We start from the raw sequence: 11732 nt of genomic DNA on the forward strand, positions 1-11732 counted from the left end.
AGGCACGAGGACCGGCGAGCGGCATAAGACTAGGCATTGCCCTCTTTATTATTAGTGACAACACACTATTTTTGGTAAACGATTTCACCATTTACAATGGTCATTTCAACTTTAGCTTGTAGGTCGAAAGGATGACGGTCCCAAATGACGATATCCGCATCTTTACCAGCCTCTAAGCTCCCTATACGATCCTGTACGCCCAGTACTTCTGCGGGGTTAACCGTAATACATTTAAGTGCTTCCATCTCGTCAAGGCCTGCTTTATGCGCCAATCCAGCACACATTGGAAGGTATTCAAGCGGTATAACTGGCGAATCTGTCATAATCGCAATTTTACACCCAGCTTCAACCATTGCTCTTGGCGTGTCAAATGTCTTATTGTTGAGTTCAAATTTAGACTTGCTACCCAATGAAGGTCCAATAGTTGCAAAATAACCTTCTTTTGCAAGATGATCGGCAATTAAGTGACCCTCTGTACAATGTTCTAATGTGAGTTTCACACCAAATTCTTTTGCAATTCGAATAGACGTAAAGATGTCATCAGCTCTATGTGCATGTGCTTTAAGCGGTATTTCACCTCTAACCACAGGCAACATGGCTTCAAGTTTCATATCATACGCAGGCATTTTAGAAACATCATCTCCTGCAAATTTGATTTTTTTATCGTATTCAACTGCTTTTGCTAAAGTTTCCCTAAGTTTTGCTGCTGTTCCCATTCGAGTAGTTGGCGTGACCTTTTTTTCTGCATAAACGCGCTTAGGATTCTCACCAAAGGCACATTTCATGGCAACCGAGGGATTCACTACCATGTCATCTATGCGATCACCATGCAGTTTAACCACTGCAAAAGTACCTCCAATGACATTTGCACTTCCAGGGCCTGTCGCTGCTGTAGTAACACCGCCTTTAATGGCATTTTCAAAAGCCTCATCTCTTGGATTAATTGAGTCAATTGCTCTCAGATGAGGTGTTACAGGATCTGTCATTTCATTGCCATCAGCACCTTCAAATCCAATGCCTTCTTCCCACATACCAATGTGGCAATGAGCATCTATAAAGCCCGGAAACACTTTTTTGCCACTGGCATCCACTACAGTTGCATCCAATGGCGCCACTAGATCGACACCGATTTCTTTGATTTTACCTGCTTCAATAAGAATACACCCATCAGCAATAATTTCACCAGCCATAGTGTATATTTCAGCATTTTTGATAAACAACATTGTCTTACCCCCTTATAAAAGATGAGAATGAATTATTTCGCCTTACTAAAGACTTGATTTTATTATAACATTTTTTTAAATAATTCAAGTTATTTTTTTAATATGTCCTCAAAATATGCCAAACCTTTTTCAGACCTAAAGATGTTCTTCTTGAATTTGTTTCATCGTAAGCGATATCTTGCCTCTATTATGATCCACATTTAAAATCTGTACTTTCACAGTATCCCCCACCGATAGAACTTGCATTGGATGCTTAATAAATTTGTCGCAAATTTCTGAGATGTGTACAAGACCATCCTGCTTGACGCCAATATCCACAAAAGCGCCAAAATCTACAACGTTTCTAACAGTACCATGAAGTACCATACCCGGTCTTAAATCTTCCATTTTTAAAACATCACTTCTAAAAAGAGGCTTAGGCATGTCCTCTCTTGGATCACGACCTGGTTTTTTGAGTTCGTCGATGATGTCTTTTAAGGTGAGTTCTCCAATGTCAAGTCTTTGAGACAGTTTCTTAAGACCATCACTGTAACGCATCATATGTTCTTTCTGAGGATCTATTTTGGGCTGTTTAAGTGCCTTTAATGCTTCAAAACCATTGCCTCTACTCTGAATATGTCCACTCAAAGGTTTTGTCTTAATTTCTCCCATGTCTGCGATTCGATCTTCGATCTCATGAAGCGATCCCTTTTTTAGATCTTCAAGCGATAAACCGAGTTCATCTATGAGTTTCATGGTCACTTCGTATGTCTCTGGATGCACTGCCGTATTGTCCAGTGGATTTTTGCCTTTAGGAATTCTTAAGAAGCCCGCACATTGTTCATAAGCTTTATCGCCTAGGCGTTTTACTTTTAAAAGTTCTTTACGTTCGTTGAACTTGCCATTGTCATCTCTGTAAGCAACAATATTTTTAGCTAAAGTGCTGTTGATTCCCGATATATAATTGAGTAGAGAAGGTGTCGCTGTATTTAAATCCACACCGACGCTGTTAACACAGTCTTCAACCACATTTGCAAGCTGTTCCTCAAGGCGCTTTTGATTGACATCATGTTGATACTGCCCCACGCCAATGCTCTTCGGATCGATTTTTACAAGCTCTGCAAGCGGATCTTGTAAGCGCCTTCCTATTGAAATCGCCCCTCTGATAGAAACATCTATATCTGGATATTCTTCAGTTGCCAATTTCGAAGCTGAATAAACAGAAGCACCCGCTTCACTGACAATTGCATAGAAGACTTCTTCATCCATTTCACTGATCATATCGGCTACGATTTTTTCTGTCTCCCTTGATGCAGTACCATTGCCGATTGAAATAATGTTGAGTTTGTATTTTTTGATTAGGCTTTTCATCTTAGCAACAGCTTCTTCGACTTTGTTAACAGGTGCGTTGGGATAAATCGTTGCATAGTCTAAAAGCTTACCGGTTTCGTCCAAGACTGCTAATTTACAACCCGTTCTAAAACTTGGATCGATTGCAAGGACTCTCATGTCTTTAACAGGTGGCACTAATAAAAGTGATTTTGTGTTTTTACCAAAGACTTTGATTGCTTCTTCTTCAGCTTTTTCTGTGAGTATGTTTCGGATTTCTCTCTCAATTGAAGGCGCAATCAATCTCTTGTAGCCATCTTCTATGGCAGTGATCAGATATTTTGTCGTAGTTGCCTTTTCGTTCGTGATGGTCTTCTTTATAAGCGTCTCCAAGATTTGTTCATCTGGACTCTGAAGTTTTACTTTGAGTATTTTTTCTTTTTCGCCACGATTGATGGCAAGTACTCTATGATTTGCGATTTTGGAAACACCTTCAGAATAATCATAATACATTTCATATACGGATTCTTCATCCGCTTTCTGAGCAGTGACGGTTAACAAACCATGATTCAAATTCAAGTTTCTGATAAACTCTCGATGCTCAGGATCATCTGATATCCTTTCGGCAATGATGTCAAGTGCACCTTGAATGGCATCCTCCGTTGTGTTTACTTCTAGCGTTTCATCTATATATTTTTCTGCTTCTGCATTAAAATCCCCATCAATAAACGATTGTTCCCAAATCAAGTTCGCTAGAGGTTCTAGGCCTCTATCAATTGCTTTTGAGGCTCTTGTACTCTTCTTCTGTTTATACGGTCTATAGAGATCTTCTACTTTTTGTAATACAGTCGCTTTGATAATAGCCTCTTTTAGCTCTTCAGTCATCTTGCCTTGCTCTTCAATGTTATGGATGACTTCCATTTTTCGTGCTTCTAAACTTCTTAAATATTTCAGCCGATCATCAAAATCTCTTAAAACTTCATCACTGATCCCCCCTGTAGCCTCTTTACGATATCTTGCAATAAATGGAATGGTATTGCCTTCATCGATTAACGCCACAGTTGCTTCCACTTGTTTGATGGAAAGATTCAGTTCCTTTGCCAATTGTTTAATGATTAACTCCATAATTTACGCCTCTTCTCCATTTATTGTTTGATTCATTGTTCGACTAATTGAATGCTCTTTTAAATAGCTATCAATAAACAAGTCTAAATCACCATCCATGACAGCCTGTATATTACCCATCTCAGCACCCGTGCGATGATCTTTCACCATGTTGTAAGGATGGAACACATAGGATCTAATCTGACTGCCCCATGTGATCTGCGAATAATCCCCTGCTAAATCTTCTATGCGCTCTTTATTCTCACGTTCTTTGAGCTCAATGAGTTTCCCCATTAACATTTTCATAGCCGTCGCTCTATTGGAAATTTGAGAGCGCTCATTTTGACATTGTACGATTACACCTGTTGGTATATGTGTAATTCGAACGGCAGAATCCGTGGTGTTGACATGCTGTCCACCAGCACCAGATGCACGATAGGTATCTATTTTTAGGTCTGAGGGATCAATATCAATTTCATATGAATCATCTATCTCAGGCATCACATCTACTGAAGTAAAAGAGGTATGTCTTTTTCCAGAGGAATCAAACGGCGATATTCTAACAATTCTGTGAACCCCTTTTTCGGATTTTAAGAAGCCATAAGCATTGAGGCCTTCTATTAGCAATGTGGCACTTTTTATACCTGCCACGGTTTCATTTTGTAGATCTAGAACTTTGACAGAGTAGCCTTTTTTATCTGCATAGCGCTTATACATCCGTAAGAGCATCTCCGCCCAGTCCATGGCATCTGTGCCTCCAGAACCGGCATGTATGGATAAAATAGCGTTATTTGCATCAAATTCACCCGTAAGCAATGTCTCAAGCGTCATTTTTTCACACATTGCTGAAAGTTTGTTAAATGAAGCTTCTACCTCAGGTTCCAAACTATCGTCCTGCTCGTCAATGGCCATGTCACAGAGCATTTCCAATTCTTCAATTTGACCAAAAAGATCTTCGAATTTATCAATTCGATCTTTCAATGCCTTTTGAAGTTTGAGTTTACCTTGTGCTTTTTCAGTGTCAGACCAAAAATCTGGAGCAGACATCTCATATTCTAATTCTTCAATTCTAAGCTTCACTCTGACTAAGTCAAAGTGACACCTCGAGCTCAGCGGCGTCCGCTTTTAATGTTTTGATCTCCCTTTGGTACTTTTCTAGTTGAATCAATGTGAACCTCCTTGGTTTAATGGGGTTAATGCATGTATAAGTGATTGCTTCAAGCAAGAGTCCTCGCTGCGCTGTGGATTGCTTGCCGCAACCACTTATACATGTAGTTTATCCTTTTTAAATTTAACTCGGTAAATATATGACTGCGGATTGCTTTTTTGTGAGTGCATAGAGGCTTTAATGGTCATTAAATTTAACTCGGTTAAATGTAATTTCATTTGTGGCTTTATGACACATAAAAGAGGTGTGCATCGCCTTGGTTATTCCGCAAAGAAGTGAGGAATGGAACCGAAGGATATGATAGACACCTCTTTCAAATATTTATTCTAAATATGTTGTTGCCCTTTTTATTTATGATTGTGCTTGTCTACTCGTTTAAGCCGTGGCATTTTTTGTACTTTTTACCACTGCCACATGGACAGGGTTCATTTCTGCCGATTTTTTTATCGGCCTTAAATGGCTTGGCAATTTGCGTCTCTGAGCCACCAGATGTCCCTGTGATAATGGCCACTTGTTTTCTTTCGGTGTCCGTTTTAAGCGTTGCATGGAATAGCGTTTTAATGGTTTCTTGCTGAATGCTTGCAATCATTTCTTCAAACATATCAAAGCCTTCCATTTTATATGCGATAACTGGATCTTGCTGCCCAATTGCTCTTAAACTGATACCCTGTTTTAACTGATCCATTGCATCAATGTGATCAATCCAATGCATGTCAACAACTCTTAGTAAAACAGCTCTTTCCACTTCTCTCATTCGATCCGCTTCAATTTCAATTTCTTTTGCAGCATAGAGTTCTTTTGCTTTGGCAAAGAGTATTTCTTTTAAAGTTTCAAGGGTGAGCTCTTCAACATTTTGAAATTCGATTGCACCCTGTGGTAAGAAAATACTATGCAAATTGGTTAATAATCCATCCAAATCCCATTCCTCAGGGTACTTATAGCCTTCTGTGTACATTGGAATGGTTCTATCTAATAATTTCTCAATCATTGAAATGATATTGTCTCTAATGTTTTCACCATGTAAAACTTTGTTGCGCTCACCATAGATGATTTCTCTTTGCTTGTTCATAACATCATCATATTGTAAAACGTGTTTACGCACACCGAAGTTTCTGCCCTCCACTTTCTTTTGAGCATTTTCAATGGCTTTTGTGAGCATTTTATTTTCAAGTTGCATATCTTCTTCAAGACCTAAAGTCTCAACGATCTGCTTCGCACGATCACTTACGAAGAGTCTCATGAGATCATCTTCAAAAGAAATATAAAATTGAGAAGAACCTGGGTCCCCTTGTCGTCCTGAACGCCCTCTTAACTGATTATCAATCCTTCTGGATTCATGTCTTTCAGTACCGATAATGTGCAGGCCGCCCACTTCTTTGACTTTTTTAGCCTCTTCATCTGTAGTCACTTTGTATTCTGCGTAGAGCTTATTGTAGATCTCTCTAGCCTCTAAAATTTCTGGATCAGTTGTGACAATTGGACTTGAAGCCATGTTGATCACATGATCTGATAAGCCTTTTTTAAGCATATCCTTTTTAGCCATGAATTCAGGGTTGCCACCGAGCACGATATCCGTTCCACGGCCTGCCATATTCGTGGCAATGGTAAGGGCACCAAATCGGCCAGCTTGAGCGACGATTTCTGCCTCACGATCATGCTGTTTTGCATTGAGCACTTCATGTTTAATGCCTTTTTTCTTTAAAAGGCTACTGATGTATTCAGAAGTTTCAATACTAATTGTACCCACGAGCATAGGTTGCCCTTTGGCATGTCTCTCTTCAATATCCTTGAGGACCGCGCCGAACTTGCCCGCAAAGTTCTTATAAATGCCATCTTCGAGATCAACTCTTGCAATTGGCTTATTCGTTGGAATGACAACAACATCCATGTTGTAAATATGTCTGAATTCGTCTTCTTCTGTTTTAGCTGTACCTGTCATACCAGCAAGTTTTTTATACATTCTAAAATAATTTTGCAGCGTGATTGTTGCAAGGGTTTGAGATTCTTTACGAACTTCTATGCCCTCTTTGGCTTCAATCGCTTGATGCAAACCATTGGAATATCTTCTACCATACATTAAACGTCCAGTAAATTCGTCAACGATGATTACTTCACCATCTTTTACGATATAATCCACATCTTTTCTCATTAAAAATCTCGCTCGAATCGCTTGATTAATATGATGTGAAAGCTCAAGATTTTCTGGATCACTTAAGTTTTCCACCTTAAAATAATTTTCTGCTTTTTTAACACCGTTTCTTTCGGCACTACCCTCTTCTTCTTCGCCATATTTATCCACGACAAGACCATCTGTAAGGGCAATCGATTTGGCTTTTTCATCAATATTGACATCGGTTTCCTTATTGAGACCTGCGGCAAAGTGATCTGCAATTTGATAGAGGTCTGTGGATTTTTCACTTTCGCCAGAGATGATCAAAGGCGTTCTCGCCTCATCGACGAGAATACTATCTACCTCATCTACTATGGCATAGTTGAGCGGCAACTGAACAAGTCGTTCCTGCCTCATCACCATGTTGTCCCTTAGATAATCAAATCCAAATTCATTGTTCGTTCCATAAGTAATGTCTGCACGATATGCCGCGTTTCGCGCTTCACCTTCAACACCATGAATGACACACCCCACTGTCATGCCTAAAAACTCATAGAGCCTGCCCATCCACTCTTTATCCCTGTAGGCTAAGTAATCGTTCACTGTCACCACGTGGACGCCTTTGCCTTCAAGTGCATTGAGGTATACAGGTAGCGTTGCTGTGAGCGTTTTACCTTCACCAGTCTTCATCTCTGCAATACGGCCTTGATGGAGCACGATCCCACCTATGAGCTGCGATCTGAATGCTCTTACGCCAAGCACTCTTTTACCGGCTTCTCTTACCACAGCAAATGCTTCTGTTAATAAATCATCTAAAGTTTCACCTTTATCAAGTCTTTCTCTAAAAATTGCGGTTTGTTGTTTTAAAGCTTCATCAGTCATTTCTTCAAATTTCGGTTCAAAGGCTTCAATCTCATCTACGATCTTACTGAGTTTCTTTACTTCTTTTTCATTGAGATCACCAAATATCAATTTCATTATATTCATGCTTTTTTACTTCCTTTCGCCAACCTATTCAGACGTCTATTATATCATATTATTCATTGTGAAGATTCAAACAATTTGTTAAAAGAGTGTTGCAATTTTAGATTTATCGACGTTTTCGGCTTTTATAAGAAAAATTCACCATCGTCCCTCTGAGCTTGGATACATGGTAATGCATTTCTTCTTGAATCAAGAGAACAATGCCAAGTGAGATAAGGATATCTCCTAGACTCAATATGCGGTTAAGTGGATAAGATTCTGGAAGCAAAACGTGCTTTCCAAATATGACATTGAGTATGCTTTCACTTGATACTGCTATATAGTTGATGATGTCACCTTGGTTGACACTATTTGAAAAGGTATCTAGCCCTACTGCAGTTGCTTGACTATACACAATAGGCATTTGAAAGTGATTAACCCCCATAATCAGAATGTTAAAAAGAGTTCCCAGAAGTATTAACTTCATCCCTCTTTTTTCAAAGTTCATCAGTAAAATCAATGTGCATACAACAATAGCTAAAAAGGGATACAGATTTTCATTACTCAGATGAAAGTCGAAAATCATCGAAAAGTATGGCATCAAAAATAGAACAAAGGCAATTGGCATGAAAAACCAACCTTTAAATTTGGCGTTTATAAAATTTTGCAAGCTGCCATTTCTTATAAAGCCTATAAAAAGTCCCAATAAAATAGCCTCTAAATACATGCTTGTCTACTCCTCTCTAGCGGTTTTCAGATTTATGTTCATTACAGTATCAAAGACTCATTTCGCACGAGCCGTAGGGCATATAATCTATCACGTACTTTTCATAATCACATCATATGCCTAATAGCTGTTCATCGTTTGGATTTTGACACTCTAACTTGCCATTCATCTTTTGTAATTCTATAGTCATAGCGATCGTGGAGATTGCCCTCTAATATCATGTGTTTTACCAGATGTGATTCTTGGACCATGCCAGCCTTTTCCATCACTCGAATAGACGCTCTATTGTCGGCAACACATCCCGCACATATTTTAACAATATTCTGCGTTTCAAACATATAATCTATTATCATTTTAACCGCCTCGGTGACATAGCCCATGCCCCAATACTGTGGCAAAATAAAGTAACCTAGATTGACGACATTGCCCTCTATTGCTTCCAACAAAATCGTGTAACCAATTTCACCGATATAAGTATTCGTCGCCTTTTCTTCAAGCGCAAAAAAATATTTCTGCCTGTGGATCAACTTGGATTCTAAAATGGCATCATATAAAGTTTTATAGGAATCATCTAAGGAATTCGACCTGATTTCAGGCATATAAGTCATGACCTTATTATTCGTCAACAATAAATGAAGCGATCTAAAATCGCTTTCTCTATATTCACGTATTCGGATGCGTTCATTTTCTAATTTCATATGTGCGTCCCCCTACTCTGAGCATTCTTATTTTATTATAACATACAGGTCTTTTTTGTCTATTATTCAAAATGACCTTCGTGTAAATCCAGAGGTTTTCTTTATACAAAAATTAAAGGACCTCCTAAGAGGTCCTTAATTATGATTTATTCCAATATATTTTCCTATTAAAGATACGGTTCAATGAGTCCAAAGTCACCGTCTTTTCTCTTATAAACCACATTAACTTCTTCTGTTTCACCATTTAAAAATACGAAGAAATCATGTCCTAAAAGATCCATCTGTAAAACAGCTTCCTCTGGATGCATCGGTTTAATTGCAAATCGTTTAGTCTTAACAATAGCGGCTTCGTCAGCTTTATCTTCCAAATCCGGTATCGCTTCAAATTTTATGGATTCGTGTCCATGGAATTTTTTTTCAATTTTAGTTTTATGTTTTTTCATTTGTTTCGCAATCTTGTCAATTGCATCATCAATGGATTGATACATATCTTCAGTTGTGCCTTCTGCTCTAAAGAATGAACCACTTTTAAGTGGGATTGTGACTTCTACAATATGATTATTCTTTTGAGTGCTAAAAGTAGCGTGCGCCTCGACATCACTTCTAAAGTACTTGTCGAATTTGCTTAGTTTTTTTTCTACTTGGTCTCTTATTGCTTCTGTGATTACTAAATTTCTTCCTGTCACGATTACTTTCATATACTCAGCCCCTTTATAAAATTGATATAGATATTATACCCAACCTTCTATTTTGAAAACAATAATCTTATTCTTTTTTTGATTTTGATATGTGCTGATTTAAGCGATATCGATCCAGATTGAGTCTATTTTTTTCCTGTTTTAAGAGGTTTACTTCAATTTGATTAATCAATGTGCTTTGAATTTTTAAATGTTCCTCTAAAGAGAGGATCTCCGCAACATCTTGCTTTATCTTTTTAAATCCCTTAAGTAAGGATTTATCAATAGATTCAAGGGTCGATACGCCTTCTGTCTCTAAGAGTTTTTGATAGTTCCTTAAAAATAAAATATCCAGATTGAAACAGTCCTTTTCCATCTGATGACATTTTAAAATGTGCTCTTTCATAAGATTCACATCATAATCTGTCTCTGAGCACTCTAGAACTTCAAGTTGTAGCCTCAGCAATTTTCGGATCAAAACTCTTTTTTCTTCGATTACTGTTTCCAATTGCTCTATGCCTTTAAAATCATTCATCAGGGTTCTCCAAAGGTTAAGGTATACACTATTATATCATTCAAAGGTCGATTATGAAATCAAATTTGCAAACCAAAAAGCCCCCTCATTATAAATTTTAAATGGGAGACTTTCCAAGTATTTAAATATAGATTTCAATTTACATTCATTCAAATCTTCAAATCGATATTTTGACCCTTATGTGGTGCTACAGAACTTTCCATTGCTTTGATAACGCTTTCAACGGATGCTGCATCTTGCTTCATTGATTTTTGAAGGACTGATATATTTAGAGCCTGTCGCAAACTCATCAGGTTTTGAGTTTGATATGAACTTAAGCGTATATCCATGTAACCACCTCCAAAGCATTTCTAAGTACAAGCGAACAAAGAACTGTTTAACCTTTTATATTAAAGGCCTCTTTCCATGTGTCTTTAAAGCTCTCTGCCATTTTGAGCACTTCCGCAAATTGCTTTTCATCTTTATCCACATTGGCATTAACCAATTTATACCCCATATATTCGTATAATTGTTCAAGACTATAACTCAATTCAACATCCATATTCAAAGTACTTCTTAGCTCATCTATAATGGATTGTGCTCTCTGGCAATTGTAATTGACTTCCTGATAATTACAATTGCCTAGCTGAATAATTGCCTTCTTTATAAATTTAACAAGACCGTCATAGAGCATATAAGTTAACTCCTCTGGTTTTGCAGCCATTATCTTTTGTTCTAAATATTGATTTGTTCTGTTTCCAATCACATTTTCACTCTTCTTTTCACTAGGCTCAAAAGTCACTGGATTTGTGTTTATAAATTTTTTAGGTCTAGAATAGTTATATGGATTCATCACTGCCATCTTGCATCCCTCCTTGCTATTTCCTCAAATCAAAAGTACTCCTTGACACACTTTCATAGCCCCTTTGATATTTATGGTTAACCTTCTGCATTTGAATCATTTTATTCTTATCTGATTTGGTTTTATATATTTCCATTTCAAATCGATCTTTCATTTGTTCTAGTAACTTCATACACTCGGAGTTCAACTTGTCAAATTTATCTATGAAAGCCTGATTATCTCTATCATAGACCTCATTGCTTTCTTCAAACAACTTTATGAGCTCTTCACGTTTTTCCAACGCATTTTGCATAACATCAAAATCGTCTGCTTTAAGCGAACTGTACATGATATAAGTTTCATCCATTATTTTTTTTAATATCATCTCTTTTTTCATAA

11 protein-coding genes are annotated in these 11732 nt (G+C 37.7%); all 11 read right to left on the reverse strand.

Features of this window, described 5'->3' with window-relative positions; all coding sequences use genetic code 11:
- Positions 1-65 precede the first annotated feature (65 nt).
- The 11 genes from ISU02_RS15370 to ISU02_RS15420 all read right to left on the reverse strand — a co-directional run bounded on the left by ISU02_RS15370 (position 66) and on the right by ISU02_RS15420 (position 11730).
- Positions 66-1223 carry an amidohydrolase gene (locus ISU02_RS15370; RefSeq protein ID WP_194702723.1) on the reverse strand — a complete coding sequence of 386 codons (1158 nt, stop codon included), beginning with the start codon at positions 1221-1223 and terminating at the stop codon, positions 66-68.
- A 135-nt stretch (positions 1224-1358) separates the two neighbouring features.
- On the reverse strand, positions 1359-3656 hold the full coding sequence (locus ISU02_RS15375) for a Tex family protein (RefSeq protein ID WP_194702724.1): 2298 nt from the start codon (positions 3654-3656) through the stop codon (positions 1359-1361).
- Between the two features lie 3 nt (positions 3657-3659).
- Positions 3660-4803, reverse strand: a protein-coding gene (gene prfB, locus ISU02_RS15380) for a peptide chain release factor 2 (protein WP_194702725.1) whose coding sequence is annotated in 2 segments (ribosomal slippage) — positions 3660-4727 and positions 4729-4803 — 1143 coding nt in all. Because the reading frame shifts where the segments join, the coding sequence is not laid out codon by codon here.
- Positions 4804-5170: 367 nt separating this feature from the next.
- The gene (gene secA, locus ISU02_RS15385) at positions 5171-7900 is read right to left on the reverse strand and encodes a preprotein translocase subunit SecA (RefSeq protein WP_194702726.1); all 2730 of its coding nucleotides are present in this window, start codon (positions 7898-7900) and stop codon (positions 5171-5173) included.
- A gap of 103 nt (positions 7901-8003) precedes the next feature.
- Positions 8004-8603, reverse strand: a complete 600-nt coding sequence (locus tag ISU02_RS15390; RefSeq protein ID WP_194702727.1) for a DUF5317 family protein — start codon at positions 8601-8603, stop codon at positions 8004-8006.
- Positions 8604-8734: 131 nt separating this feature from the next.
- Positions 8735-9301 (reverse strand): GNAT family N-acetyltransferase, encoded by a 567-nt coding sequence (locus tag ISU02_RS15395; RefSeq protein ID WP_194702728.1) that lies wholly within the window; start codon positions 9299-9301, stop codon positions 8735-8737.
- A 167-nt stretch (positions 9302-9468) separates the two neighbouring features.
- Positions 9469-9999 (reverse strand): ribosome hibernation-promoting factor, HPF/YfiA family, encoded by a 531-nt coding sequence (gene hpf / locus ISU02_RS15400; RefSeq protein ID WP_194702729.1) that lies wholly within the window; start codon positions 9997-9999, stop codon positions 9469-9471.
- 67 nt (positions 10000-10066) lie between these two features.
- A complete protein-coding gene (locus tag ISU02_RS15405) occupies positions 10067-10513 on the reverse strand; it encodes a hypothetical protein (protein ID WP_194702730.1) in 447 nt (148 codons plus the stop codon).
- 149 nt (positions 10514-10662) lie between these two features.
- Positions 10663-10842 carry a YjfB family protein gene (locus tag ISU02_RS15410; RefSeq protein ID WP_194702731.1) on the reverse strand — a complete coding sequence of 60 codons (180 nt, stop codon included), beginning with the start codon at positions 10840-10842 and terminating at the stop codon, positions 10663-10665.
- 47 nt (positions 10843-10889) lie between these two features.
- Entirely contained in the window at positions 10890-11354 is a 465-nt protein-coding gene (gene fliS / locus ISU02_RS15415) for a flagellar export chaperone FliS (RefSeq protein WP_194702732.1), read from the reverse strand.
- Between the two features lie 16 nt (positions 11355-11370).
- The gene (locus ISU02_RS15420) at positions 11371-11730 is read right to left on the reverse strand and encodes a hypothetical protein (protein WP_207736351.1); all 360 of its coding nucleotides are present in this window, start codon (positions 11728-11730) and stop codon (positions 11371-11373) included.
- Positions 11731-11732: the final 2 nt, after the last annotated feature.

This window comes from Fusibacter ferrireducens, assembly GCF_015352425.1.
In the GTDB taxonomy this organism is placed as follows: Bacteria; Bacillota; Clostridia; order Peptostreptococcales; family Acidaminobacteraceae; genus Fusibacter_A; species Fusibacter_A ferrireducens.

Excerpts from the sequence above, each read along its gene's own strand:
- ISU02_RS15370 (WP_194702723.1), bottom strand. The coding sequence starts at position 1,223 with ATGTTGTTTATCAAAAATGCTGAAATATACACTATGGCTGGTGAAATT.
- ISU02_RS15375 (WP_194702724.1), bottom strand. The coding sequence starts at position 3,656 with ATGGAGTTAATCATTAAACAATTGGCAAAGGAACTGAATCTTTCCATC.
- secA (WP_194702726.1), bottom strand. The coding sequence starts at position 7,900 with ATGAATATAATGAAATTGATATTTGGTGATCTCAATGAAAAAGAAGTA.
- ISU02_RS15390 (WP_194702727.1), bottom strand. The coding sequence starts at position 8,603 with ATGTATTTAGAGGCTATTTTATTGGGACTTTTTATAGGCTTTATAAGA.
- ISU02_RS15395 (WP_194702728.1), bottom strand. The coding sequence starts at position 9,301 with ATGAAATTAGAAAATGAACGCATCCGAATACGTGAATATAGAGAAAGC.
- hpf (WP_194702729.1), bottom strand. The coding sequence starts at position 9,999 with ATGAAAGTAATCGTGACAGGAAGAAATTTAGTAATCACAGAAGCAATA.
- ISU02_RS15405 (WP_194702730.1), bottom strand. The coding sequence starts at position 10,513 with ATGAATGATTTTAAAGGCATAGAGCAATTGGAAACAGTAATCGAAGAA.
- ISU02_RS15410 (WP_194702731.1), bottom strand. The coding sequence starts at position 10,842 with ATGGATATACGCTTAAGTTCATATCAAACTCAAAACCTGATGAGTTTG.
- fliS (WP_194702732.1), bottom strand. The coding sequence starts at position 11,354 with ATGGCAGTGATGAATCCATATAACTATTCTAGACCTAAAAAATTTATA.
- ISU02_RS15420 (WP_207736351.1), bottom strand. The coding sequence starts at position 11,730 with ATGAAAAAAGAGATGATATTAAAAAAAATAATGGATGAAACTTATATC.